The organism is Streptomyces sp. JLBJ103 (genome assembly GCF_058215575.1).
The window spans coordinates 2,444,299-2,469,780 of sequence record NZ_CM177089.1 but is presented as its reverse complement, the minus strand read 5'-3'; the positions used below and the strand labels follow the sequence as shown (position 1 = coordinate 2,469,780).

The following is a 25,482-nucleotide window of genomic DNA, read 5'->3' as shown; positions in this document are numbered from 1 at the left end:
CCGCCCGCCGAGGAAGAGCGGGCTTCACCGCCCCGCGAGCTGGTCCCGCCAGCGGACGAACTGGGCCGTGGGATCGCCGGTGTAGAGCCACGGGGCCATCGCGGCGCGGTTGTCGAGGAGGCGGAAGACCTGGGCGGCCTCGTCGTACATCGTCGTGTGGACGAGAGCGTGCGCCAGCAGGTTCAGGTCGGCGACCAGCGGGGCGTGCGCGGGGGGCCGTACGTGGGCCAGCCACTGCTGGAGGGTGAAGCGCAGATCGTGATGGGCCACGTCGTTGTTCCAGTGGAAGGTGAGCCCGGGTGCGTCCTGCCCCTGGAGCCGGACGATATGGCGGAAGTGCTCCACCCGGGCGGCCTGGGTCAGTACCGGCAGCGGTGAGCCCGGGGGAGCGGTGGCGGCGCTGTCGCGGGCGAAGTTGTACATGTGGCCGTGCGATCCGTGCCAACGGGCGGACAGATGGCGCAATGCCTGGTGGTGCGCCTCGCGGTTGCCCGGGTCGCGGTGCAGGACCTCCCGCCACCACCGCCATACCTCCGGGTGTCCGTCGCCGTACAGCCGGGCGAGGGTGAGCAGGGAGATCCAGGGGAGCGGATCGGCGGGTGCGGCCTCGGCCGCGTACCAGCACACCTGGCGCACCCGCTCCAGGGCCGTGCGGTCGATGCTGTCCTCGCGCGGATCCGCGGCCCCGGCAGCGGCAGCCGCCGCGAACGCCCGGGCCACCTCGGTCTCGGCGCGCATCACCAGCGCGTCGGGGTTGTCGGGTTCGGCCGACTGCCAGCTCTCCACGGCCCGTCCGTCGCACGCCGTCTCCGCCAGCACCCGCGCCCGGAACGTCCGCAGCCCCCAGGCGCCGTAACTGTCGCGCAGCAGATCGCGGGTGGACTGCCAGCGGCCGATCAGGAGGTCCTGGCGTGCCGTGGACAGGACCGTGTCGTGCGCGGCCGGATCGAAGCTGGGCGGGAGAGGGGCGCGTTTGCGGGCCACGGTGGTTCCTTCGGGACGACTCGGGGTCGGCGCGGTCGGGATCGGGCGTGCGGGTGGTTCGCCCGCCGGGAGGGCCGACGGGAGAGCCGCCGGGAAATCCGCCGGGAAATCCGACGGGAGTGCCGACGGGAAAGCCGTCGCCCTCAGAGGTCCGTGAGCATGCCCCCGCCACGAGGGCCTGTGTGCGCGGTCTCCAGACCCGTGCTGAACTTGTCGTCCATCTCCTGCGCCACCCGGGCGTCCAGCCGCGGCGCGCGCCGGTAGAAGGGCGTCCCGGACATCCAGTAGTACGCCATCGGCAGCAGACCGAGCCCCAGCGCGCCCAGTCCCACGGCCAGTGTGGTGGTGTCCAGGGCGGGGATGGACTTCCAGAACACCCAGCCCATGAAGGCGGCGCCCGCCAGCGGCCACACCCCGACGAAGAAGAAGGTGCCGAAGGACCGCAGCAGCAGCTTGCGGTAGGCGACGACCACGGAGAAGCCCGCGAGGGCGTAGTAGAGACAGATCTGGAGGCCCATCGCCTCCAGCGCCGACGACATGATCGTGCCGACGGAGCCGAGCGCGTTGGAGCCGATGAACAGCGCGAGCGCGACCACCACGACGGTCGCGGTGGCCACCCAGGGTGTCCGGCGGGTCGGATGCGAACGGCCGAGCGCCGCCGGCAGGGTGTTGTCGCGGCCCATGGCGAACAACGACCGGGTCACCTGGATGAGCGTGGTCTCCAGGGTGGCGACGGTGGAGAGGATCACCGCCAGGATCATGGCCTTGCCGCCCCAGCCGGGCAGTACGGCATCGCCCAGCAGGGTCAGGATCTGGGTGTCCCCGTGGTCGATCTGGCGGGCGGTCAGCACGGTGTTGACCGCGATCGTGATCATCTCGAAGATCAGGAACGCCGTGACCACACCGAGCAGCCCGCCCAGACCCGAGGTGCGTCGGCTGTTACGGGTCTCCTCGCTGAGGTTGGCGGTGACATCCCAGCCCCAGAAGTAGAACGCCGCCAGCAGTGCGGCGGCGGCGAAGCCCTGGGCGCCGTCGAAGTGCCCGAGCCCAAGCCACGACCAGTCGAAGGCCCGCCCCGCGCCCCCGCGGACGAGCGCGACGACGCCGACGAACAGCAGGATCGCCAACTCGATGCCTGTCATGATCCACTGTGCGTGCGCGGTGATCCTCGCCCCCATCACCACCAGCCCCGCCATCAGCAGGAACCAGCCCGCCCCGACGGCCGTGGCCAGCGCTGTGCTGTCGGCGTGGTCCGGGACGAACAACGAGAGGGTGGCGGTTCCGGCGGGCAGCGATCCGGCCACCATGAACACGGTGGCCGACACCACCAGCGCCCACCCGCTGAGAAACCCCAGCGCGGGATGGAGCGCCCGGCCCACCCACGAGTAGCTGGCCCCGGCGTTCACATCCACCCGCCCCAGGTAGCTGAAGGCGAACGCGATCCCCAGCATGGGTATCGCACACCACAACAGCGCGGCGGGGCCGGCGGATCCGGCGGTGGCGATGAGGGCGGTGGTGGTCGCGGCGAGGGAGTAGGCGGGCGCGGTACCGGCGACCGCCATGACCAGGGTGTCGAACCGGCCGAGGACGTCCGAGGCGAGACGGTTGTCGGGGACGGGACGGTTGCCGGGGGCGGGACTGCTGTCGGAGGGGGTGGCTGCGGACTGAAAGCTCATGAGTGTGGACTTTCGGGGCGAATTCGGCCTTGCGGCCTCGCGAAGGGGAAAGGACCAACTTCGAGCGACAGGACACGGTGGTGCCACGGAGCTCACCGGGGTCGAGGGATCAGAAGTGGCTGAATCCGAACCCTGGGCGGCCGAATGTTATCAACACGCATGACTTTTCGCAGTGTTGTATACATAGAAGGAAGTTACTGAGGGGTATGTCCAATTTACGGGAGAACGTGGGAGGGGAGTGGTGGACAGAGCGTCACCACCGGCCCGCGAGGGACTCGCCGTGCCCACCGGTCAGCCGATGGCCGCCTGCATGATCCGCTTGGCGATCCAGGCCGCCTGGCCGTCCCCGCCTTGGCCGTCCTCCACGACCACCGCGACCGCCACCCGCTTGTCGTCGCCCTCACCGCTCCGCGCGTACGAGGTGAACCAACGGGTCTGCGCCTCGGTCGTACCGCCGGCGGTACCGCCGTGGGCCGTCGCGGGCTGGCCGCCGAGGGAGGCACCGCTCTCTGTGGGCAGGCCCCGGCCCCATGCGTCCACTGGCTTTGTCCCCCTCGGCGGCAGCTCACGGCTCATGAACTGCCGTGACGGCAACTCACATTAGTGGCGTCTCAGTGGCGTCGGCCGTCGACGGAGGAGGTCTCCGTGATCAGTCGGGCAACGTGAGCGGGGTCGCCCTGTGTGGTGTCGATGACGTTGCCTTCCCGGCTGAGCCAGGGCAGGGCTTCCCGGTAGGCGGCTAGGTGGTCAAGCCGCCACTGGCGAGCCCCGGGGAACTGATTATTCGTTTCGCTGTCCGTCTCGATCCGCTCAGTGAGGGTGTCGTGATCGGCATGGAGTACGAAGTGGTGGACCGGGATCCCGATCTTTTCGAGGGCGTCGCGGATCTCTCTCCAGTACTCCTCAATGAGGATCGACTGAGGGACGACCAGGATCCCGCCGACGTAGTCCAGGAGCTGGGAAGCCGTCTCCACGACCAAGTGGCGCCACGGTGGCCAGTGCTGGAAGTTCCCCAGCTGCGGGAGGTTCTCCACGTGTCGGAGCATGTAGCCGACCTGTTCGGCGTCGAAGATCCTCGCCTCGGGGAGGAGTTCGATCAACTCGCGGGATGTGGTCGTCTTTCCCGCGCCGAAGGTGCCGTTCAGCCAGATGATCACCTGGCGAGCCTAGTCGCACCACGAGGAGGGGACCCAGGGCCGCGCTCGGCTCCACGACTGGTCGTTACGTGATCACTGGCATCCGGCCCCACCAACGCGAAGACCCCGCCGTCAGCCGCTGGACTGATGGCGGGGTCTGCTAGCACCTACTGCAAGGCAAGGTGCCCCCGGCGAAGGACACAGTAAATGGGGACAAACCGACCCATTTGTGGGCGGTGAGCTGGTGATCCAGACGGCCTTCCCGGTGCCGGTGACTCGGGCGCGCACGTAACCGACCGGCGCTCCGACCGCTGCGTACAGGGCTCTCCCCTCGCGGCCCCTGCCGAGCCCCGACATTCCACCGATTTCAAAGGCAGGGCCCTGCCCGGCCAGGCCGTGACGGACGCTCGCTCCCTGATCGCCTGGTCGACGCTGCGAGGTTCCGGAGCCTTCCGAAGACGTGTCGCCCGCGTTACCCAAGGAAGGTAGCTAGTGTCTAAGTAAGATTCAATCTACGTAAGATCGAAACTATGTTTGATGCCGAGAGACGGAGCAGGGATGGAGTTCAAGGGCAGGGTTGCTGATCTCGACCTGCTGACCAGGCAACTGGGTCTCGTGACCGAGGGTGCGGGAGCCACCCGGGGCCAGGCTGTGATCATGACGGGGCGGCGGCGGGTGGGGAAGTCTCGTCTGGTCCAGGAGTTCTGTGACCGGTCCGGGGTTCCGTACGTGGTCTTCCAGGCGACCCGGGGTCGTAACGCCGTCGCTGAGCGGGCGGACTTCTCCGCGGCGCTCGCGCAGTCCCCGCTGCCCGGGGCGGAACTGGTGGCCGGACTGCACGCCGCGGACTGGAACCAGGCGCTGCGTTCCCTGGCCGTCGCCGTCCCGGACGATGCCCCGAGTATCGCGGTGATCGACGAAGTGCCGTGGCTGGTGGAGCAGGACCAGGAATTCGAAGGGGCGCTGCAGACGGTCTGGGACCGCCACCTGTCTGCCAAACCGGTCCTGCTGATCCTGGTGGGCAGCGATATGTCAGTGATGGAGGTGCTGCAGTCCTACGGCCGTCCGTTCTTCGGCCGGGCCGCGAAGATGACCGTACGGCCGCTGCACCTGGCCGATGTGCAGGCGATGACGGGCCTGGACGCGGCGGACGCCGTGGACGCCCTACTGATCACCGGGGGCTTCCCCGAGATCGTCCAGTCGTGGCGGCCTGGGATGGGGCGTACGGACTTCCTACGCGAGGCCGTGGCCAGCCCGCTGTCCCCGCTGCTGGTGGCGGGTGAGTTGTCGCTGCTGGGGGAGTTCCCCGAAGCCTCGCACTCCCGGGCGGTGCTGGAGGCGGTCGGCAGCGGCGAAAGGACCTTCTCCACCATCGCCGCGCAGGCCGGCGGCGCCGGCGCGCTGCCCTCCGGAACGCTGTCCCCGCTGCTGCACACCCTCCAGACCAAGCGCATCCTGGCCACCGACCTCCCGCTGTCCATCAAGGCCGACAGCAAGAACAAGCGCTACCGCATTGCCGACCCCTACCTCCGCTTCTGGCTGGCCTTCCTGCAACGGGGAATCCCCCTCATCGAACGTGGCCGCGGGGACCTCGCCCTGGAACGCATCGAGCGGTCCTGGACCACCTGGCGAGGGCGCGCGGTCGAGCCGGTCATCCGCGAGTCGCTGCTACGCCTGCTCCCCGATGACCGATGGCCCCACACGGAAGCGGTCGGCGGCTGGTGGAACCGTCAGAACAACCCCGAGATCGACCTGATCGGCGCCGACCGCGAACCGGTCGCGGACGCGGTGCACTTCATCGGCTCCATCAAGTGGCTGGAGTCCCAGCCATTCGGTCGACGCGAGTACGACACCCTGGCCCGGGACATGCTCGCGGTGCCCGGAGCCGAACCGGACACCCCGCTCGTCGCCGTCTCCCGCTGCGGCATCGAGGACGACCTGCCGCTCGCGGCGCACTGGGGCCCGGAAGACATGGTCCGCGCTTGGCAGTAACCGGGGGAGAGGCGGGCAAGTGTCCTGGAGGGCGGCTGCCGGGGTCAGCAGACGGCACGAGCGCGGAGGAAGGTCAATGGAAGGGTTCAGTGAGTCGGCTCTGCGGGCGTTGGCCGGTCCACGCTCCTTCGAACGGGGACGGGGGTATCTGGACGCGGTGTCCGGGATCGAGGTCGGTGACGGCTGGGTCACCGCGAGGGTCCACGGCACGGAGCGGTACGAAGTGGCGTTGACGCTGGACGGGCCCGGTGGTCTGTCCGGCGACTGTGACTGCCCGTACGGCATGGAGGGCAACTTCTGCAAGCATCTGGTCGCCCTCGGCCTGACTGCGCTCGCCCAGCGGGAGAGCCTGCCGCGACAGCGGAAGGCGGCCCGGGACCGCGCGCAGCACCTTGACGGCTGGCTGTCCGGCCTGTCCAAGGACGCATTGCTCATCCTCGTACGTGAGCAGATCGCCGAGGACCGGCAGTTGCGCCGCCGCCTGGAGCTTCGGGCCGCGAGCGCTCGCGGGGACCTCGCCGCGGTCCGCGCCCGCATCCGCGATCTGCTGGACATCTCACCATTCGCGCAGTACGGGTACGTCGCGTACGCCGATGCCCGCGCATACGCCGACCAGGCCGGGCAGGCGGTGTCCGCGATCGGCGCGCTCACCGGTTCGGGCCGGGCCGACGACGCGATCACCCTGACGCGAGAGGCGATGAAGCTGCTCGCCGCCGCGGTGGAGAACGTCGACGACTCCGACGGCTGGCTCGGGCAGGTCGGTACAGACCTCGCCGACACCCACCTCGAAGCGTGCCGTGCGGCACGCCCCGACCCCGAGGAACTCGCGCGCTGGCTGGTCGGCCATGCGCTCCGCGACGTGGACGACGGATTCACAGACATCGATCCGCTCGACTACGAGGAAATCCTCGGCGAAGACGGATTGACCGTCCTGCGGAAGCTGGCGGTCGAGGCGTGGCGGGGCAACCGCCGTGGCTGGGCGGAGAAGTACCTGATGGAGCGTCTGGCCAAGGCGGCAGGCGACGTCGACGCGGTGATCGCCGTGTATGCGGCCGACCTCTCGCCGAGCGGCCACACGCACCTGGTCATCGCCCGCGAGCTGGACACCGCCCGGCGCCCGGACGAGGCCCTGCGCTGGGCGGAACGCGGCATCCAGGACGCCCGGGACCTCGCTGCCGTCGACACTGCCCTTGTCGACTACCTCTGCGACCGCTACACCCAGGCGGACCGGCTCCCCGATGCTGTTGCCGTGCGCCGCGACCACTTCCGCGCCCGCCGCACCCTGCTCGCGTACCAGCAACTGCGCGCCGCCGCACGGGCCGCGGACTGCTGGCAGGCCGAGCGTGAGGGGGCGCTGGCCCTACTGCGTGCCGACGCGGAGCAGCGCCCACCGTCTTGGTACGGCGGCCCAGTCTTGATCGACGCCCTGCTCGATGACAAGGACCTCGACGCCGCCTGGCAGGCCGCCACCGACATCGGCGCCGACGACCAACAGTGGCTCACCCTCGCCGACCAGGTCCGCCCCATCCGCCCCGCCGACGCGCTCGGCGTCTACCACCGCCTGGCCGAACCCCTCACGAAGGAGACGGGCAACGCGATCTACGAGCAGCTGGCCAGCCTGCTGCTGAGCATCCGAGACTGCCACCATCGCCTGGACACCCGGGAAGAGTTCACCACATACCTCACCGCCCTGCGCGCCGGCCAGAAGCGCAAACGCAACCTGATGCGACTCCTCGACCAGCACGGCCTGTGAAGCGCGGCCGGCCCTCGAAAGCCGCGCGTACGACCTGGGCCGGAAGCGGTGGTGGGCAGCCACCGCAAGGCGCGGACCGCTTGCTGTGGTGAGGCACTGCCGCACGTTCGAGTGCCAGGCGGGGGACGCAGCAAATGGGGACAAACCGAACCATTGATGGGCGGTGAGCTGGTGATCCAGACGGCCTTCCCGGTACCGGTGACTCGAGCGCGCACGTAGCCGACCGGCGCTCCGACCGCACGGGGAGCCGCCCCTGACGGCTTCCGTTCCACTACCCGGCGGCTCGGCCGTGGGACGACCCCCTCACCTATGGGTGTGGTCCTGGATACAGTGGGTAGCCACAGCGTGCTCGACCACCTCGACCGGAGGCAGACATGGTCCGTGCCTGGGAGGCTGACCCGTCCGCGTTATTCGAGCGACGGCTGGGGAAGTCGGCCGAAGAGCTCGGGAACTCCGACGGCAATGACGAGTGTCCGGACATCTGGCAGCTCGACAACGGTGATGTGGCTGTGATCGGCAGGGATCTGACAGCTGTCTACGGCCCTCGCCTGCCGCAGGGCGTGCACCTCGCTCCGGATGAGCGGTTGGTCGTCATCCCAGGGAACATGCTCAGCGCGGCCAAGAAGGACATCCCCGATGCTTGATCTCCTCGCCCCCGATCTCGTTCTCGAGCAGGGCGATCGGCTCACCCGCACCGCCTATAAGCAGGACTTCCGGCAACGGGAGGACGCGGTCCGTAACGGGAGTTCCTGGAAGCTGGAGCGCCGACAGTACTTCGAGGAGCAGGGCAGTCCGAGCCGGGACGCCCTGCGCCGGGGTGACTGGGATGAGGCGCTTCGGCTCCTCGCCGACCGGCGCGACACCTTGGCCGCGACCGCCCAGGAGGACGAGCGCAGAGGATATGCCTTTCACCGTGTGCGGGTGGTCGAGAGGCCACTGACGCCGTATGTGCAGTGGGAACTCCACTCCCAGCGGCAGCGTGCGGAGCACGGGCAGCGGATCAGGGTCGTCCCTGCCGCGCAGGTGGCCGCCTCGGAGGACACCGGGCCGCTTCCGGAAGTGGTTGTGCTGGGCGGCCGCACTCTCTTCCAAGTCCTGTACACCGAAGCAGGAGTTGCGAACGGCGCGATCCGCTACACCGACCGTGATCTTGTCGAGCGCTGGGAGAACTACATCAAGGCGCTCTACGCGGTGGGTGAAGAGGTGATCTCCTACTTCGACCGTGAGGTGGCGCACCTTGATCCGCCGACGCTGAGCGCGGGAAGGGAGTAGGCCGATCGCAGCGCCAGGCGGAGGGGGCGAGCAGTCCGGCAGCACCCATTCCGAGCTGTCGGGATCCTCACGTGACGTCGTCCAGGCGAGAAATGTCCACGGAGGCATCCACTTCCACGCGCAGGGCACACCGGACCCGGGGAGCTCCGCCAGCCCCGTTCCACGCCAGTTACCGGCTGACGTACGCGGATTCGTCAACCGCACCGATGAGCTTGGCGAGCTGAACGCCGTTCTCACCAGCGAGGACGGCGGTCCGCTCGTCGTCTCGGTATACGTGATAGCCGGCACCGCCGGCGCTGGAAAGACATCGCTGGCACTGCGCTGGGCACACCAGGTCCGGGAACGATTCCCGGATGGTCAGCTGTACGCCAATCTGCGCGGCTACGATCCCGGGGAGCCTGTCGCGGCACGTGAGGCTCTGCACCGCTTTCTGACCTCTCTCGGTGTGCCGACCGATGCCGTACCGCAAGACCTCGATGCCGCCGCCGCGTTGTACCGCTCATTGCTGGCCGATCGCCGGGTACTGGTCGTCTTGGACAACGCGGCCACCGTCGGCCAGGTCAGGCCGTTGCTACCGGGGAGCGCGCACAGTCTGGTGCTGGTCACCAGCCGCAGCCGCCTGTCGGGTCTTGCCGTCCGTGACGGGGCCCGCCGACTCACGCTTGGTGTGCTGCCGGAGCCGGAAGCGGTCGCCTTGCTGCGGGCCATCACCGCTGGGTACCGGCCGGTGGACGACGAGCGGCAACTCGCCGAACTGGCCCGGCTATGCGCGCGGCTTCCCCTTGCACTGCGTATAGCCGCGGAACGCGCCGCCAGTCACCCCCACCTACGGCTGGACGACCTGATCGCCGACCTGCGCGACGAATCGGCCCTCTGGGACGCCCTGAGCACGGGCGACGACGAGGAAGCCGAAGCCGTCCGCACCGTCTTCGCGTGGTCCTATCGCGCCCTGCCCGAGCAAGCGGCCCGTTTGTTCCGCCTGCTGGGCCTACACCCCGGACCCGAGTTCGGGCTGCGGGCCGCCGCGGCCCTGGCAGGGTCGGCCAGCGTCAGTCGGTCCCGGCAGCTGCTGGACTCTCTGGTCGGTGCTCATCTGCTGGAGCAGACCGCCCAGGACCGTTACCGGTTTCATGACCTTCTGCGTGCCTACGCCATCGACCAAGCCCAGCACGAAGAGCCGCCGGCCGAGCGGGAGGCAGCTGTGCGCCGCGTGCTGGAGTGGTACCTGCACACCGCCGATGCCGCGCAGAGTTGGATCAACCCCGCCGAGGATCGCGTGACCCTCGCGCCTGCTCCGAATGACGTCAGCCCGCTGACGTTCTCCGAGTACGACGCCGCCGTGGACTGGGCCGAGCGGGAGCACGACAGCCTCCTCCAGGCCATACGTATGGCCGCCGAGGCCGGGCATGACCGACTGGCGTGGCAGTTGGCCACAGTCCTGTGGAACGCGCAGTTCCCTTCCGTCTCAGGCACAAGCTGGCCGGCCGTGGGACGCATCGGGCTGGAGGCAGCCGAACGGTTGGGGGAACGCGCCGCACAAGGCGCACTCCACACCTACCTCGGAATGGCCTACACCCGCCTCAACCGCCAGACCGAAAGCCTCGAATCCCACGAGAACGCGCTGATGATCCGGCGCGACCTGGGCGACCGCCTTGGCGAAGCACGCTCACTCAACCTGATCGGGCTGAACCATCTCCGCGGCAGACGACTCGACACCGCTGCCCGCTACTTCGAGCAGGCCATCTCCGCCTTTCAGGAGCAGGACGCCGCCCACTGGGCCGCCACGGCGATGTCCAACCTCGCTACCACCCACTACCGAGCCGGGCGGCTTCCGGAGGCGGCGACCGTCATCGACCAAGCCCTGACAGCGCACCGGACCCTCGGCGATCAGCGTGGCGAGGGCAACATCCTGCGCGTGCTGAGCGACCTCCAACGCGAGCGGGGCGATGTCGAGGCATCCCTGGACTCGGCCCAGGCCGCCCTCGATATCGCCCTCAACCTCCGTAACCTGCGCCTGGAAGGCTTCTGGCTGCTGACTCTCGGCGACGCCCAGCAGGCGAAGGGCCAGTACGCCGAGGCCCTGACCTCCTACCAGCGGTCCGCCACACTCCACCGACGCCTCGCCGACCGCAGCCGAGAGGCGCTGGCCTGGCAGGGCGTTGGCGAGGTGTACCGCCGACTTGGGCGTCATGCCGAGGCGGCCGACTTCCACCGCCAGGCTGCCTCGACGCACCGCGATCTCGGCGATGAGTGGCACCAGGCCCTGGCCCTGGATGGCTTGGCCTCGGCCGTACTCGGCGAAAGCCCGGAGGAGGCCCACCGGCACTGGACACAGGCGCTGAGGTTGCTTGCCCACTTCGACGATCCTCGCGCAGCGGCGGTACGTGAGGACATCGAACGTCGGCTGGCAGAAACAGGCTGAGTCAGGGGCTGACTCGGGCATGGGAGACGCCGGTACGGTTCAGGACGGGGAATCGACGCTGAGCTGGATCTCGGCCCACACGGTCTTGCCCGACGGGTGACGGGGCTCAACGCCCCACCGTGTTGCCAGTGACTCCACGATGAGCAGACCTCGTCCGTGTTCCTCCCAGACGCCCGGGGGCGCCGCGGGGGCCGGGCCGGGAAGCCGCTCGCCCCGGCAGTCGGCGACCTCGATGCGCAAGGTGACAGGCCCGGTCATGGACTGCGTCAGGAAGAGAGCCAGGAGGAAGTCCCGCCCGGGTAGGCGACCGTGCTGCACGGCGTTGGCGGCAAGTTCGGCGACGAGCAGGGCGGCGGCATGCACCGATTCGTCATCGTGGTCCCAGCCCCAGTCGGCGAGTTGTTGAACGGTGAGGCGGCGGGCGAGGCGTGCACCGCGCCGGGTGGCGCTGAGGCGCTGGCTGAATCGACGGGACTCTTGGATGAAGTGGGGAGGGTGAAGTTCCTGCGTCATGTCACTGAGCGTGGCCGGACGCTCCTACGCTGACCAGGAAGACGGCCAGTACACAGCGTGCTGGTACCGGCACGGACGGCCGATCGTCAGGGGCGGCGGGCGTGACCGTACGGGCGTACGACATGGGGTGGTGACTCTGGTGAGGGATACGGCTTTCGGCCCGGACGGGGAACGGCGGCCCGAACCGCACGAAGACACGGAAAGCGCGGCGGATCTCAATCGGGCCGTGGGCAAGCAGGTCAAACTGCTCCGGGAGCGCTCGGGTTGGACTCAGAAGGAGCTCGGCAACCGGCTCGGCTACAGCGAGGATCTGATCGCGTCGCTGGAGCGCGGGCGCCGGACGCCGCAACCGGAGTTCCTGGATGCCGCGGATGACCTCCTCGGTGCGGATGGCTTGTTGAGCGTCACGAAGGAGGACATCGCCCAGGCGAAGGCGAAGGCACGGGTTCGGCATCCGGCATGGTTCAGAGACTATGCGCGATTGGAGGGGGAGGCTGTTGAGGTTCATGATTACAGCAGCCATGACATCCCGGGCCTCTTCCAGACCGAACGACGAGCATGGGCCCTATACGAGATGCGAAAGCCGCTACTGGACGAGGAGACGATCGAGCAGCGAGTGGCCTCCCGTATTGACCGGCAGACGATCCTGACTCGCTGGCCGCCTCCCATGGTGACCGCGGTGGTGGAGGAGGCTGTGCTGCGGAGGCCGCTCGGTGGCTGGGAGGTACACAAGGAGCAGCTGGAACAGTTGCTTCGGCTGGGGCGGCTGCGCAACGTCGAACTTCAGGTCATGCCGATGGAGCGCACCGAGCACGCCGGGATGGGAGGGCCCTTCATCCTGCTGACCCCCAAGGGAAAACAGCAGGTTGGATATATGGAGACCCAGAACCATGCGCGACTGGCGACGTCTGCCGAAGAAGTCCGTATCCTGGCCGCACGTTACGGCACCATCAGGGCCCAGGCGCTCACGCCACGTGAGTCCCTGGAACTGATCGAGAGGATGCAGACATCACGATGAGCACTGAGGATTCCGCGCGACTGGCTTGGTTCAAGAGCAGCTACAGCGGTAACGAGGGTGGCGCATGTGTGGAGGTCGCCAGGACTCCCGACGCCGTTCACGTGCGGGACTCCAAGGAGCCGGTGGGGGCTCAACTCGTTTTCGCGGCGCAGAGCTGGGCGGCGTTCGTGCAATTCGCGACGCGATCCTGACACACGAGGGGGATACGGTCAAACGGCTCGTATCCCCCGTGCGTCCGCAGAAACATGGCGGCAAGCGGCGAATCGGACGCCGCTTGCCGCTATGTTTCTGCGGGCTTGGAGTCACGTGGACCAAGGTGCTCTGTTCAGATCAGGCCCTGTTCCAGGGCCTCCTTGCGAATGCGGAGTAACTGCTTCTCCTCCGTGCCGATTTTGGCGTGCCAGAAATTCCAGCCGGGGCAAGCTTTCGTCTGTAGGACGAAGCTTCCGGCTGCCGAGAGCGAGCCGAAGACCTCACCGGAGGCGACACGGATACGGCCGTCTTCTAGCACATCAGCGTGAAAGGTCTCACCCCGCCGCTGCCCCACGAGCTTGGTCGATGCGGGAATGAGCCCCTTCGCCACGAGATCCTGCACTGCGACGTCATATCGCGCCCGCGTTCGAGCCCTGGTGCGGTCGACCGGCCGTACAACGACATCAGGCGTGCCAAAGAGGCTGTCACTCCAAACGATCTCGCACAACCGTTGGTAGAGCTGCTGACGGGTGGCGATGTCCTTCTTTGTGAAATCTGAGTAGGGACGGAAAAGTCCATCCAGTTTGTGTTCCTTGATGAAGGCTCCGAACCGGGGGTTGCGTTCGCGGTGCCTGACGTGCAAGGAGGCCGCCAGGTGGCTCTGTCGTTGGTAGTACTCAACTTTCCGTGAGTACGGAAGGTCCTGGTAACTGGCGTTGTCGGACTTGTGCAACAACAGAAGGGCGCCCAGCCGGTTGCGCTGTGAATCGAATTCGGCGCGGGTACGGGTCTGCGGCTGAAAGCGCTCGAATTGGTTGGCCCAGATGTGCTCAATCTCGAACGGGCGGTGCTCGTCGAGGTAGGTTCCGTTCTCATCAGGCTGGCCGCATCCGATCTGTACGAAGGCGGTGAGCCGGGCAAGAAGGTAGCGGACCTGTCGGCTGTTATTGGAGCGAAGCCCGAAGGTTCCCATGCTGGCGAAGTCCAGGTTGACCTGTGCAACTTCCGTGGAAAGAAGCCGCCGCAGCTTCGCCACGTCGGACTTCCCTCGGAACTGGCCGACGAGCCGCACCGCTTCGCGGTCGAGTTGAGAGCCTGCGTACTGCGCGTCGTTGACCAGCCGACGAACGAAGACGAGATCCAGGTAGTCGGCGATCAGGCGCGATTTCTCCTTGAACGTGCTTGTGTCGTCACCCGGGTCGATGGCCGCGAGGATTGGTGCGGCCTGCGAGGTCATGCCGTTGAAAGTGTTGAAGAAGACGGAGGCGAGGTCTTCTTTGTAGGACCTAGCCGCTGCGGCGAGTGTGCAGTAGTAGTCGGAGAAGACACGGAGTTCCGTGACGAGCTTGCGGAAGTCCTGGGAACCCTTGAGCCCGAGCTGAGTCTCGTTGTCCTTCACCCAGGTGTGGTAAAGGCCGTTGATCTCTTCGACGTCCTGCGAAGTCCCGTCCTCGTCGATCTTGGCAAAACGTGCGATGAGGAAGGTCTTGACGAAGTCACTCGGGGTGTTGGGGTCGACGGAGGCCAGGGCGTTGACCATCGACCGCCAGGTGTTGTCGCACCCAGTGGTCTCACCCGTGATATTCGATAGCAGGTAACTTTTGAGCAAGTCGATGGGGCCAAGGCGAACACCACGGTCGTTCATCGACTCATAGATCTCCATGCCTTGCTCCTGGGTGGCTGCCCGAATGCCCACCATGCAGACGCCGTCCAGCAGCCAGTCCACGAAGTAGGGGAGTGCATCTCCGGTCAGGTCCTCAGGGAATTCCTCCTGGAATACCTGAGCGGCCTCCCATAGCCGTCGCAGATCTCCCGGCGCCTCTGCTGGGACTGTGTAACCGGAGTCCTGAAAGACGGCCGAAAGGAACGACTCGCGCTCAGGGATGTCGAGCGTATAGACGGAACGGCCGAACCTTCGGGTCCTCGACAGGGCACCGATGCGCTCGGCATCTTCTTCTAGGTCCTGGGCCCGGAGCAGCTCCTTCAGGTAGAGGAGCAGAAGGTGCAGCGTGGTAATGCGCTGCTGCCCATCGACGAGATAGGTGACTGCCGCGGCCTCGTGGTAAACGTATGGCCCCAGGAAGTATGGCGCGTACTCGGCAACCGCATCGCGGTCGTCCTCCATGCGCCAGCTCTTCAAGAATTTCCGACGTAGATCCTCCACCAGCCGGCGCACATCGCCACGCCCCCAGGTGTAGCCGCGCTGGTAGCTGTCCAGCTGGTAGCGGCGGCCGGTGAAGACCTCCTCGACTGTTACCGCTTTGCCCTGGATGAGATTCTCCTGCATGTCCCCACCCTCTTGTTGCCTACATCCGCCCTGCGGGGAATTTATCCGACACATGTTGCTTTGTGTAGTGGTGTGACAACGGTGAGTTCCGGCCACATCTGGTGACGTACCCGGTGGTCTGATCGGAGGGACACTGCACCGAGGTAGAGCTCATCCCAAACTGACTTGCCCGAGTGCTTGGAGGCCGCCGCAGCAGCTGATGCCGTTCATGCGCGGGAGCTTGAACCGTGTTCGTGGGCCCTCGCGGCGCGACCACGAAGCGTGGGCTTGGCTTCGACCCGTAGGGTCCGTGGCCCTGCACCTACTCTGCCAGCGGGTCAGCCCAGCACCGTCGCGATGGCGAGAGCGATCCGCTCGATCCAGTCGATCGCGTCCGTGACTTCGGCGTCGGAGATCGCGCGTCGGCGCTTGAGGTCGCCGTCCAGCAGGTCCGCGTCGTGGGCGATGCGGTTGCGCCGGTCGGTGATGGAGATGTACTGCTGCTTGAGGGACTGTGCGTTGTACGCCGTGCGGTTGTGGTTCCACTGGTTGAGTTGGACGGCGGCCTTGCCCCAGACGTCCTCTTCGGTGACCAGCTTCAACGCCTCGCTGATCTTGCGCGGGTTCTGGAGTGCCGCGTTGCCCCACTTGGCCTTGACGTGCTCCGAGACGGCGTCAGCGAGGGTGGTCGTACCGCGCCGCACCTCTTCGACCTTGACCAACGGCAGCTCGAACCTGGTCAGTTGGTGCGGCATTCCGGGGCTGTCCTCGGCGGCCAGTTCCGCCACCCGTCGGTACAGTTCCTCATGGAACCAGTGGTCAATGGCGCTGACGGCCTGCACCCAGGCGGCACGGTAGAAATCGCCGATGTCGATGACGGGGGACTGGAAGGCAGCGAGGCTCTGACCCGCGACAACCATCTTTCGGGCATATTCAAGGTTGGTCAGAAATGCCCGGAACTCTCGGGTCTGCGGATGTGCTGCCGCTGGCATGGAGCTCGTCTCCCCGTCTCGCCGAATCGTGAGGTCAAGGATTCCGACGAGAGCGGGGGACAAGCAAGTCAGTTGCTGATCAGTCGGTTTCCGTTGGCTGGATCTCATCGGCATCGGCTGAGATCTCGCCACCGAGGGCTTCCGCGATAGCGGCGAACTCGCTGAGGGCGGCTTGCAGGTCCTTGACGATCTCCTGGGCGATCACCTCGGGCGGGAGCAGGGTGTCAGCGTCGTCGAGCGCCGGGTCCTTCATCCATGTGATGTCGAGGTTGACCTTGTCGCGGGCGATCAGCTCGTCGTAATCGAACGCCTTGAAACGCTCGGTCTCGACACGCTCGGACCGTGGCTTGTCCGGAAGGTAGGCATCCACGAACTCGTCCAGGTCCGCGCGCCGCAAGGGGTGCTGCTTCAGCGTGAAGTGCTTGCCGGTGCGGAAGTCGTATACCCAGAGCTTGGAGGTGTTGGCGCCTTCGCTGCGGGGCGGCTTCTTCTCGAAGAAGAGGACGTTGGCCTTGACGCCGCCCGCGTAGAAGATGCCGGTCGGCAGGCGCAGGATGGTGTGCAGGTCGAAGTCGTCGAGCAGCCGTCGCCGTACTTTCTCGCCAGCCCCGCCTTCGAAGAGGACGTTGTCGGGCAGAACGACGGCCGCGCGGCCGTTCATCTCCATCAGCGACATGATGTGCTGGAGGAAGTTGAGCTGCTTGTTGGTGGTGGTGGCGCGGAAGTCGTCCCGCTCGTAGGAGATGTCCTCCTTCTCGGCCTTGCCGTCTGTACCGATGACGGTGATCGCGGACTTCTTGCCGAAGGGCGGGTTGGCGAGGACGAGGGAGGCGTGTCGGCTGGGCTGCTCTGCGAGGGCGTCACCCTCGGTGATGAGGGACGGCCCGTCGGCGTCGCCGATGCCGTGGAGCAACATGTTCATGGCTGCGAGGCGCGCGGTGCCGGTGACCAGCTCGTTGCCCCAGATCTTGCCACTGCCGAGTGCGAGGCGCTGCTCGCGGGAGAGGTTCTGCATGTGGTGCTGGCGGATGTAGCTGTGGGCGGCGATGAGGAAGCCGCCCGTGCCGCAGGCGGGGTCGGTGATGGTGTCCTCGGGCCGGGGCTGCATCACATCGACCATGGCGTCGATGAGCGGGCGGGGAGTGAAGTACTGACCAGCGCCGGTCTTGGTGTCCTCGGCTCCCTTGGCGAGGAGCCCTTCGTAGGCGTCGCCCTTCAGGTCTGTCCCTTGGATGGTCCAGTCTTCCTTGCCGATCAGGTCGACGACCAGCTTTTCGAGGAGGGCGGGCTCGGTGATCCGGTTCTGGGACTTGGCGAAGATCGTGCCGAGGGTGGTGCCGGGGTTCTTCGCGAGGGCGGTGAGGATATCGCGGTAGTGCCCTTCCAGCGCGAGCCCCTTGAGCTGGACGAGCGACTGCCAGTCGTAAGCCGAGGGTACGACGGGCCGGGCCTCGTGCTCCGTGAAGGGATCGGAGGCGATTTCGTCAGCCATCTTGAGGAAGAGCAGGTATGAAAGCTGCTCGACATACTCGATCGTGGACAGGCCGTTGTCCCGCAGGACGTTGCAGTAGTTCCAGAGCTTCGCGACCAGGGTGTTGGTCTGCGCTTGCGCCTGGGCGGTGGTGGTGGGGGTCACAGGGGGAACTCCTGCTGAACGGCGGTGGTGGGGGCGGGGATTGGGGTGGCCGGAGGGGGCGGGGGTGGCGGCCCGTCTGCGGTGGCCGTCTTACGGGGACGGCGGGGTGCACGCTTGACCTTGCCCTTGGTGCCACCGCTTTGTGCCTCGCGTTCGGCACGGATGCGGTCGAATAGGACGGAGGCGGGTTCGTCGGTGAGGTCTTGGGTGACGAGGCGGCCAGTGAAGGCACGGTCCAACAAGGCTCGCCGTAGGGCTGAGCTCCTGGCAATAGAGAGATCCACCGCTTTCGCGGCAGCCTCGATCGCAGTGAGTTGCTGCTGTGCCGACTCGACAATCCGTTTCTGCACAGCTGGTGGAGGAACAGCCACAGGCAGGGCGCGAATCGACGCAATGTTAACACCCTTTACCGCCACGCCGCGAGCGTGCGCCTTTAGGTAGTGCTGTGTGAAGCTGCTCTGTAGGTAGAGTTGAAGATATTCAGGAACTATCCCTGGTAGTGGTGAAATTCGAGCGACATCGCGGCTTATATTGGCGCCCTGTAGATCGGGCGGGACAATGGCCGATCGATCATATGACCCTCGTACCGCAACGAGGATGTCGCCTGGTTGGATCCGCGCTCCTGAAAACTGCTCGTCAAGATCTGTGCTTGTCAAGTGTAGTTCTTTTCCGTGGAGCGTGCAGTCTTTGAGATCTTTCACTTCTGCGTACGGAACTGTGCCGCCGGACTTGACCTTGGGCATCAGGATTCCGTAGCGGATAATTCGAATTGGGTCCGTTAGGGCTTCCAGGCTGTGTACTCTCCAGTTTGCTGGCAACTGTGGAACGTGGTCCGGGTCTGGAAAAACAGGTTCCTTGTATTTCTTCGATTGTGTGGATTGCCAATGCTCACGACGCTGTTCCAGGAAATCCGGCACGAAATCATCGACGCCGACGTCCAGCCTTCCCTCGGTGGCTGCGGTGTAGAGTGCGCGACGCTGCAGGGGGATCAGGGACTGTGCGTGCGTGAGTGATTGCGATGCTGCATCAAGGCGGGATAGGTGGGCTTCTAGGGCCTCGACGATGCGGTGCTGCTCCGCAAGCGGGGGCACGGCAAGGTGTAGATCCATCAAGGTGCCGGTCGAAAGGGATGCCACAGTGGTACCTGCCTTGCGGCATTGCTTCAAGATCACCCGTTCCAGGGAGCGCAGGCACCAGGCTAGCCAGCGAGGCGAAACCCCTGAATGGACGCAAACGGCCTTCATGTCCTGATTAAGTGTGGTCTCAAATGGAACGAATGCAATTGGTGCCACTCGTTCCAAGATGCCGGAGCGTGTCACGATAGCGACGGACTTGGCTGGGACCACGCGTACGGAAGACTCTTCCACAGCGCTCTGGGTGATTCGATCCTGGGTCGCAGAGATTACATCAGGGCCCATGTCCTTGGGTGACAGCCATGGGATTTGGCCATCTTCCCAGAAGTCCGGTCGGCTTTTTGATGGAGTGCCGCCGCCGTACCACTCTCCGAGTTCTCCCAGCCGAGCCCAAGCCCATCCTGCTGGCAGTGGCATGTCGCTCAACTTGCTCAAGCCAATTCTCGATTCAACTCACCCAACAAATCGCGGACATTCCGCTCTGGAAACGCGTGCTGGAACCCGCGCCCCCCACCGCGCCCCTTAAAGGGCTCGGCGTTGAACTCAGCCGGGCCGATCCCGACATCGCTCGCCACGATGTCCCGTATGGCCCGTAGCCACCACATCTGCTCTTCCGAGAAGTCCGCCCCAGCCTGCCGCTGCTTCAGCAGCCACGCCTCGAAGCGTTCCTTCACCGTATCCCGATACGGACGAAGCTCCTCATCCACGCCCAACTCATACCGGATGAGCGAGATCAGATCCGGCACGCCAGCCTCCGGTCCAGGCCGGTGCGCTGCCGCACCCAAGTCCTCGTAGTACGTCCACAACACCTGGGGCGTCCACGCGTACTGCGGGCGGTGGATTTCTGCGGCCAGCTCACGGAGCGCCGCGTATGCCTCCGCCGGAGAAACGGTCCTGGGGCTGCTCAGTGCCAGCGACACCGCCGCCAGGCGGTCCCGCTCCTCCTTCAGTAGGCGGCTCCAGCGGCCGATCTCCTCCTGTGCGCGCTCCTCGCGCGGAACCTCATCCAGGTCCACCTGCACGGCCGTGGTCTCGTCGAAGACGTAGTCCTTGTCCCGACGGATCTCGATGATCTGCCGACGCAGCTCGGGGCTGGCCGTCAGCGGGGCGAGTGCGTCCTCCACCAGCTTCCGCGCAGCCTGAGCTCCCTGCTCGTCGCGTACGCGCTCCTGCCGGTCGGGATCCACGGCAGCGACGATGGAGCCCGCGATTTGGGAGAGGGTTCGCCCATCGGCCGCCCGCTCCAGCTGCTCACGCTCCTCGTCCGTCAGCTGTTGGCTGAGCCGGGCCAGTCGACCTGCGAGGATCTCCGCCTCACTCGTGTTGATCGACTTCGTGCCGGCCTTGTCCAGAAGCTTGGCCAGTGACACTTGCCGCTCTGTCGCCGGTACGAGTGGACGTGCGTCCACCAGTGGGGAGTCGGTCACACCCACTGCGTCGACCAGCACGAAGCGGTCCTTCCGCACCGACGTGTCCGCGTCGGGCGTGACCTCCTGGAGTTCGGTCGGGTCGATCGTTCGCGCCCCGCGTCCCTTCATCTGCTCGAAGAGCACCGCACTCCGCACCTCGCGCAGGAATATCACGCACTCCAGCGCTTTCACGTCCGTCCCGGTCGCGATCATGTCGACAGTGACCGCCACGCGCAGCCGTGGCGAGGTCCGCAGCGCGCGGATCAGCTCGTCCGGGTCCTCTCCGGCCTGCCGGCTCTTGTACGTGATCTTCTTCGCGAAGTCGTCTCCGCGCCCGAAGACCTCCTTCACGTGGGCGAGGACGTCCTCGGCGTGGTCCTCGCCGACCGCGAAGATCAGGGTCTTCGGCAGTTCGCTGCGGTCAGGGAACCAGCGCCGCCAGTTGTCTCGGTAGGCGGTGAGCACGGCCCGGATCTCATCAATCGTCACCACGGACCGGCCGATCTGTCCTGTCGTGTAGGTGAAGTCGTCGTCCAGCTCCTGATAGCGCTGCCGCCGGGTCTTGCGGTCCTTGACCCGGATCGTCGTTCCGGACTCGATCGTCGCCACGCCGTTTTCGCGCAGGTCGGAACGGATGCGTACAACATCGAAGTCGACGTTCACGCAGTCCGCGACCGCCTGCGGGTAGGTGTACTCGGACACCAGGTTGCGGTGGAAGAAGCCCAGCGTCTGGGGCTTGGGGGTGGCGGTGAGGCCGACCAGGTGGGCGTCGAAGTATTCCAGTACGCCGCGCCACAGACCGTAGATCGACCGGTGGCACTCATCCACGATGATCAGGTCGAAGGACTCGATCGGCACGTCCGGGTTGTACGCCACCTCGATGGGCGTGGCGGTCTCGTACGTATCCTCGTACGCCACGCTGTCGGCTGCCGCGTCGGCAGGGTCGTCGTCCGTCAGTGTCTCGCCGCGCAGTAGCGAGTACATCTTCTGGATCGTGCAGATCACGACGGAGGAAGTCTCCTGCAGGCCCGATGCGCCCAGGCGGTCGACGTTGTAGATGTCGGAGAGCTTGCGGCCGTCGTCAGGCGTGGTGAATTTCCGGAACTCGTCGAGTGCCTGCTTGCCCAGGTTGTTGCGGTCGACGAGGAACAGGACGCGGCGGGCCCTCGCGTGCTTGAGGAGCCTGTACGTCTGCGCCACCGCCGTGTACGTCTTGCCGGCGCCGGTCGCCATCTGGATGAGGGCCCGGGAGCGGTCCGCGCTCAGGGACTCCTCCAGACCGGAGATCGCGTCGATCTGGGCGAGGCGAAGCCCGTTCGGCTCCAGGTGGGGCAGCTGTCGCAGGGCTGCCCGGAAGGTGGGAGCGCCCGGAGACTGGTCCGCCCGTCGCATCCAGTCCGAAACCGTCTCGGGTCGGTGGAAGGTGAAGACCTCGCGGGAGCGGGCGTCCGGGTCCAGCCGGTTGACGAAGTACGTCTCCGCGCCGGTGGTCGCGTAACGGAACGCGAAGGGCTCGGCCTCGCGCCACACCGCGAGCCGGTGTTCCTTCAGCACACCGGCCGCGTATCGGTCGTTCTGCTCGACAGCGCTGGAGAGGTGGTCGCCCTCCCGTTTGGCCTCCACGACGCCGACGATGCGGCCGTCGACGTAGAGCACGTAATCGGCCCGGCCGGTGGCCAGGGAAAACTCGCGGACCGCCACTCCCCGGCCCGACTGCGGGTTGAGCTGATCCCTGTCCTGGACCACCCAACCGGAGGCGTGGAGCATCCCGTCGATGGCGTCGCGGGCCTGCACCTCGTTGAGCGGGGCCGGCCGCTGCGCGCGGTGGATGATGGCGTCCCGGCGCCCCGCGTCCACCTGCCGCGGCTGCTTGCGAGCAGCGTCATACTTCACCTGCTGCTCGCTGCGGATTTCCTCGATCTGTGCGGTCAACTGCACTATGCGCGTGCGTAGTTCACGCTGGTTGGCGTCGGCGCTGGCGATCAGGTGCTCGGCCTCTGCGCGCGCCCTGCGTTCTGCCTCCAGTGCGTCACTGGACTCCGCGAGGCGGGTTCGGGCCTGAGTGAGTGCCTGCCGGTGCCCGTCAAGGGCGTCACGCAGCTCGGCCAGCTCGGCCGGGTCCGTGACTGTAGCGGTTGTACTGGGGTCGGTGGGCGGCACGAACTCGGCTACGGTCCGGCGCCCGTCGATGGCATCGTGAAACCACAGGCCGAGTTTGTAGCAAGTGCGGACGGCGGCAAGGGCCCGTGAGGTATCGAAGAGATGACGGTGGGCCGCTCTGTTCCGGTCGCGGCGCAACCGATCGAAGTCGTCACGGATCTCGGGGACGAGGACTCCGGTGCGGGTGAGTGCGGTCAGCCGGTCGATCTGGCGGTCACCCTCGATGCGCATTCCGATACGGGCGACCAACTCCTCGGCGAGGACCTCTCCGAACTGGCCGGCCTGGACCAGGGACGAGTTGGGGTTGGTGAAGACCGTGGCCTCGGCCGACGCGCCGTACAACGCCAGCAGAGGCTGATGCCGGTACAGCACCCCGAAGTTTGGTGAACCATTCGCGAAGTCGCGAAGCCGGTCGTCCATGCAGGCCTTCCCCCGTAGTCGCTGCTGTCCGAGTGAATGACGGTCCAGCCTATGCCGTATGCACCTCCGGAGGCGTCCATACTGGAATCGTCCGTGGCGTGGTTGAGGCAGTGGCGTGGAAGTACCGAGATCGACCGATCGGTGCCTAGCCGGGTAGAGACGGCGCTCGGATCGTTTGTGACCTGCGCGTCGGACTACGGGCACCTGCTGATCGCTGCCACGAGGCAGCCCCTGCTGGCACTCGCCTGCACATATGCGAAGACCCCGCTGTCAGCCGCTGGGCTGATGGCGGGGTCTGCTGGCACCTACTTGCGAGGTGCCCCCGGCAGGATTCGAACCTGCGCACACGGCTCCGGAGGCCGTTGCTCTATCCCCTGAGCTACGGGGGCGTTGCCGCCGGTGTTTCGCGGCGACGGGTAGAACCCTACCAGCTCACTCGGGGTGTTCATGAACGCTTATCGAGAGAGGGGGTGGAGGCGAGGGCCGGGGGAGCGGAGGGGGGTATACCGCATGTGGAGGTGGGGGCGCAGGAGTCCGGGGCGAAGGTCCCTCGCACGTGGTGGAAGTGGGCAAAACCCGGACGTGGCCGGGGCCGCGCGCCTACTCTTCAGTTTGTGCCTGGGTTGTCCGGCCGGGTCCTTGTCGTTGACGACAACAAGGTCATCCGGCAGCTGATCAGGGTCAACCTCGAGCTGGAGGGCTTCGAGGTCGTGACCGCGGCCGATGGTGCCGAGTGCCTGGAGATCGTTCACCAGGTGCGGCCCGATGTGATCACTCTCGATGTCGTGATGCCCAGACTGGATGGGCTGCATACGGCATCACGGTTGCGTGCGGATGCGCGGACATGTCATGTGCCCGTCGCGATCATCAGCGCGTGTACGCAGTACGAGATGGACAGCGGGAAGGGGCTCGGAGTCGACGCCTTCCTGGCGAAACCCTTCGAGCCGGCCGAGCTGGTGAACCTCGTGGGGCGGCTGATGAGGCGAGGGGGCGCCGGCGCTGCGGCGCCCGGTGATGCCGCGCCGGTTGTGGGGCCCACCGGCTAGCGGTGGGCTCCGGTGACTGGTGGTGTGGCCGGGTGTGCGGGTAGTCGGTGTCCTGCGGTCAGTCGGCGTGCGGGTGCCTGGCTGCTGTGGGCAGCCGGGGCGCTGCGGGCGGTCGGTGTGCTGTCTGCTGGCGGGTTGTCTGCCCGTGTGCGGTGAGTCATCCGTGTGCGGTCAGTCCGTGTGCGGGCCGTCGGGTTCCCGGCCGTCGGGCTCCGAGCCGTTGGGCTCCCGGCCCTTCACCTCCCGGCCGTTGGGCTCCCGGCCCTCGGTCTCCGGGTCGTTCTTCACCGTCCCGGCGTCCGAAGGACGAAACCGGTTCGCGGGGGCACCCCCCTCCTCCCATACGCTTGTCCCGTGACACCCGCCCAGCTCTCCCGCACTGTGCTGCACACCGTGCGTCGTGCCGTCGAGGACGACGAGCTGTGTGTCACCGTGCCGGAGCGGGTGAAGGTGCGGACTCCGCCGCGGCCCGGCTGCGGCGATTACGCCACCAACGTCGCCCTTCAGCTTGCCGGGGATCGGAACGACCCCAGCGGCGATCCGCTGCGGATTGCCGAGATACTGCGGCGGCGGCTGGTCCGTGCGCCGGGGATCGCGCGCGTCGACATCGCCCACCCCGGGTTTCTGAACATCACCCTCGACGCCACCTCCCACGGGCACCTCGTGGACACCGTTCTCGCCCAGGGGCGCGCGTACGGGCATGGGGACGGCATGGCCGGGGAGCGGGTGCGGTTCGCCCCCGGTGCCCCCGGTGCCCCCCGTGCCCCCGGTGCCGCCGGGGGTGAGGTGCGCGCCGACCTCGTCGCCCATGTCGTCCGCGGACTCGTCATCGCCGCCGGGGGCCAGGCGGACGAGGACAGCCCCGGCGGGGAGACCCTCACCGTCCGGGCCGCCGGTGTCTCCGCCGAGGAGCTGCTCACCCGCCTCGGGCCCGACGCCGCCCGCTGGGCTCTGTTGCGGCCCGCCGCTCACGATCTCCCCGACCTCGACCCCGGGCGGCTCCTCGCCCAGCGCGAGGCCAACTCCCTCTTCCGCGTCCGGTACGCCCATGCGCGGGCCCGGGCCGTGGTGCGGAATGCCGCTCAGCTCCACCATGCCGCTCAGCTCCAAGCCGACCGCTTCCAAGCCGACCGCTCCGCCGCCGACGTGGGCTCCGACGTAGGCGCCTACACGCACCCCGCCGAGACCGCCCTCCTCGTCCTCCTCGGGGACTTCCCCCGTACCATCGAGGCCGCCGCCCGGCATCGGGCGCCCGACCGGTTGGCGCGTCATCTCGTCGCCACCGCCGACGCCTTCTTCCGCTTCCATGACACGTGTCCGCCCCTCCCGCGCGGCGAGCAGAAACCCTTGGCCGTGCACCGCTCGCGGACGGCCCTCGCCGAGGCCGCCGGCACGGTGCTCGCCAACGGCCTCCACCTGCTCGGCATCACCGCCCCAGAACATCTGTGACACCTGCGAGAGA

Annotated in this window: 18 protein-coding genes, 1 tRNA gene and 1 pseudogene; 9 read left to right on the top strand and 11 right to left on the bottom strand. The window is 67.0% G+C overall.

From position 1 onward, the window contains the following. Positions 1-24: 24 nt before the first annotated feature. The 4 genes from AC4BEG_RS10580 to AC4BEG_RS10565 all read right to left on the bottom strand — a co-directional run bounded on the left by AC4BEG_RS10580 (position 25) and on the right by AC4BEG_RS10565 (position 3,817). On the bottom strand, positions 25-984 hold the full coding sequence (locus AC4BEG_RS10580) for a hypothetical protein (protein ID WP_490705630.1): 960 nt from the start codon (positions 982-984) through the stop codon (positions 25-27). 143 nt (positions 985-1,127) lie between these two features. Then, on the bottom strand, positions 1,128-2,546 hold the full coding sequence (locus AC4BEG_RS10575) for an APC family permease (RefSeq protein ID WP_490707051.1): 1,419 nt from the start codon (positions 2,544-2,546) through the stop codon (positions 1,128-1,130). A gap of 405 nt (positions 2,547-2,951) precedes the next feature. After that, positions 2,952-3,200, bottom strand: a complete 249-nt coding sequence (locus tag AC4BEG_RS10570) for a hypothetical protein (RefSeq protein ID WP_490705629.1) — start codon at positions 3,198-3,200, stop codon at positions 2,952-2,954. Between the two features lie 71 nt (positions 3,201-3,271). Beyond that, complete coding sequence (locus tag AC4BEG_RS10565) at positions 3,272-3,817, bottom strand: P-loop nucleotide/nucleoside kinase family protein (RefSeq protein WP_490705628.1); 546 nt, start codon at positions 3,815-3,817, stop codon at positions 3,272-3,274. Positions 3,818-4,354: 537 nt separating this feature from the next. On the opposite strand from AC4BEG_RS10565, the gene AC4BEG_RS10560 reads away from it, so the two are divergent. The 5 genes from AC4BEG_RS10560 (at position 4,355) to AC4BEG_RS10540 (ending at position 11,235) form a co-directional block, all read left to right on the top strand. After that, positions 4,355-5,788 carry an ATP-binding protein gene (locus AC4BEG_RS10560; RefSeq protein WP_490707050.1) on the top strand — a complete coding sequence of 478 codons (1,434 nt, stop codon included), beginning with the start codon at positions 4,355-4,357 and terminating at the stop codon, positions 5,786-5,788. 76 nt (positions 5,789-5,864) lie between these two features. Continuing rightward, complete coding sequence (locus tag AC4BEG_RS10555; protein WP_490705627.1) at positions 5,865-7,541, top strand: SWIM zinc finger family protein; 1,677 nt, start codon at positions 5,865-5,867, stop codon at positions 7,539-7,541. A gap of 374 nt (positions 7,542-7,915) precedes the next feature. After that, positions 7,916-8,185, top strand: a complete 270-nt coding sequence (locus AC4BEG_RS10550; protein WP_490705626.1) for a hypothetical protein — start codon at positions 7,916-7,918, stop codon at positions 8,183-8,185. Continuing rightward, positions 8,178-8,813: a DUF6879 family protein gene (locus AC4BEG_RS10545; RefSeq protein ID WP_490705625.1), complete on the top strand. Its 636-nt coding sequence runs from the start codon at positions 8,178-8,180 to the stop codon at positions 8,811-8,813. The genes AC4BEG_RS10550 and AC4BEG_RS10545 overlap by 8 nt, the downstream gene beginning before the upstream one ends. A 445-nt stretch (positions 8,814-9,258) precedes the next feature. Continuing rightward, positions 9,259-11,235, top strand: coding sequence for an ATP-binding protein (locus AC4BEG_RS10540; protein WP_490705624.1), 1,977 nt, complete (start codon positions 9,259-9,261; stop codon positions 11,233-11,235). A 39-nt stretch (positions 11,236-11,274) separates the two neighbouring features. On the opposite strand, the gene AC4BEG_RS10535 is transcribed toward AC4BEG_RS10540, so the two are convergent. After that, on the bottom strand, positions 11,275-11,748 hold the full coding sequence (locus AC4BEG_RS10535) for an ATP-binding protein (protein WP_490705623.1): 474 nt from the start codon (positions 11,746-11,748) through the stop codon (positions 11,275-11,277). 226 nt (positions 11,749-11,974) lie between these two features. Here AC4BEG_RS10535 and AC4BEG_RS10530 point away from each other — a divergent pair, with 226 nt between their 5' ends. Next, the gene (locus AC4BEG_RS10530) at positions 11,975-12,766 is read left to right on the top strand and encodes a helix-turn-helix domain-containing protein (RefSeq protein WP_490705622.1); all 792 of its coding nucleotides are present in this window, start codon (positions 11,975-11,977) and stop codon (positions 12,764-12,766) included. Beyond that, positions 12,763-12,957, top strand: coding sequence for a DUF397 domain-containing protein (locus tag AC4BEG_RS10525; protein WP_490705621.1), 195 nt, complete (start codon positions 12,763-12,765; stop codon positions 12,955-12,957). Before AC4BEG_RS10530 ends, AC4BEG_RS10525 begins: the two co-directional genes overlap by 4 nt. A gap of 134 nt (positions 12,958-13,091) precedes the next feature. Here AC4BEG_RS10525 and AC4BEG_RS10520 read toward each other — a convergent pair whose 3' ends face one another. The 6 genes from AC4BEG_RS10520 to AC4BEG_RS10495 form a co-directional block, all read right to left on the bottom strand. Next, positions 13,092-15,245, bottom strand: a complete 2,154-nt coding sequence (locus AC4BEG_RS10520; RefSeq protein WP_490705620.1) for a GmrSD restriction endonuclease domain-containing protein — start codon at positions 15,243-15,245, stop codon at positions 13,092-13,094. A gap of 317 nt (positions 15,246-15,562) precedes the next feature. After that, positions 15,563-16,144: a hypothetical protein gene (locus tag AC4BEG_RS10515; protein ID WP_490705619.1), complete on the bottom strand. Its 582-nt coding sequence runs from the start codon at positions 16,142-16,144 to the stop codon at positions 15,563-15,565. A gap of 151 nt (positions 16,145-16,295) precedes the next feature. Continuing rightward, on the bottom strand, positions 16,296-17,852 hold the full coding sequence (locus AC4BEG_RS10510; RefSeq protein WP_490705618.1) for a type I restriction-modification system subunit M: 1,557 nt from the start codon (positions 17,850-17,852) through the stop codon (positions 16,296-16,298). Then, positions 17,849-19,402, bottom strand: coding sequence for a restriction endonuclease subunit S (locus AC4BEG_RS10505; RefSeq protein WP_490707049.1), 1,554 nt, complete (start codon positions 19,400-19,402; stop codon positions 17,849-17,851). The genes AC4BEG_RS10510 and AC4BEG_RS10505 overlap by 4 nt, the downstream gene beginning before the upstream one ends. A 14-nt stretch (positions 19,403-19,416) precedes the next feature. Beyond that, positions 19,417-22,974 (bottom strand): type I restriction endonuclease subunit R, encoded by a 3,558-nt coding sequence (locus tag AC4BEG_RS10500; protein WP_490705617.1) that lies wholly within the window; start codon positions 22,972-22,974, stop codon positions 19,417-19,419. Positions 22,975-23,291: 317 nt separating this feature from the next. Then, positions 23,292-23,363, bottom strand: a tRNA-Arg gene (locus AC4BEG_RS10495). Between the two features lie 176 nt (positions 23,364-23,539). On the opposite strand from AC4BEG_RS10495, the pseudogene AC4BEG_RS10490 reads away from it, so the two are divergent. Together AC4BEG_RS10490 and nrtL are read left to right on the top strand one after the other, a co-directional pair. Further along, positions 23,540-24,020, top strand: a pseudogene (locus tag AC4BEG_RS10490) (response regulator transcription factor). 354 nt (positions 24,021-24,374) lie between these two features. Further along, positions 24,375-25,469 (top strand): ArgS-related anticodon-binding protein NrtL, encoded by a 1,095-nt coding sequence (gene nrtL / locus AC4BEG_RS10485; protein WP_490705616.1) that lies wholly within the window; start codon positions 24,375-24,377, stop codon positions 25,467-25,469. The last annotated feature ends 13 nt before the right edge of the window (positions 25,470-25,482 follow it).

Coding starts and splice junctions, on each gene's coding strand:
- AC4BEG_RS10575 (WP_490707051.1), bottom strand. CDS start 2,546: ATGGCGGTCGCCGGTACCGCGCCCGCCTACTCCCTCGCCGCGACCACC.
- AC4BEG_RS10560 (WP_490707050.1), top strand. CDS start 4,355: ATGGAGTTCAAGGGCAGGGTTGCTGATCTCGACCTGCTGACCAGGCAA.
- AC4BEG_RS10555 (WP_490705627.1), top strand. CDS start 5,865: ATGGAAGGGTTCAGTGAGTCGGCTCTGCGGGCGTTGGCCGGTCCACGC.
- AC4BEG_RS10550 (WP_490705626.1), top strand. CDS start 7,916: ATGGTCCGTGCCTGGGAGGCTGACCCGTCCGCGTTATTCGAGCGACGG.
- AC4BEG_RS10545 (WP_490705625.1), top strand. CDS start 8,178: ATGCTTGATCTCCTCGCCCCCGATCTCGTTCTCGAGCAGGGCGATCGG.
- AC4BEG_RS10535 (WP_490705623.1), bottom strand. CDS start 11,748: ATGACGCAGGAACTTCACCCTCCCCACTTCATCCAAGAGTCCCGTCGA.
- AC4BEG_RS10525 (WP_490705621.1), top strand. CDS start 12,763: ATGAGCACTGAGGATTCCGCGCGACTGGCTTGGTTCAAGAGCAGCTAC.
- AC4BEG_RS10520 (WP_490705620.1), bottom strand. CDS start 15,245: ATGCAGGAGAATCTCATCCAGGGCAAAGCGGTAACAGTCGAGGAGGTC.
- AC4BEG_RS10515 (WP_490705619.1), bottom strand. CDS start 16,144: ATGGTTGTCGCGGGTCAGAGCCTCGCTGCCTTCCAGTCCCCCGTCATC.
- AC4BEG_RS10505 (WP_490707049.1), bottom strand. CDS start 19,402: ATGCCACTGCCAGCAGGATGGGCTTGGGCTCGGCTGGGAGAACTCGGA.
- AC4BEG_RS10500 (WP_490705617.1), bottom strand. CDS start 22,974: ATGGACGACCGGCTTCGCGACTTCGCGAATGGTTCACCAAACTTCGGG.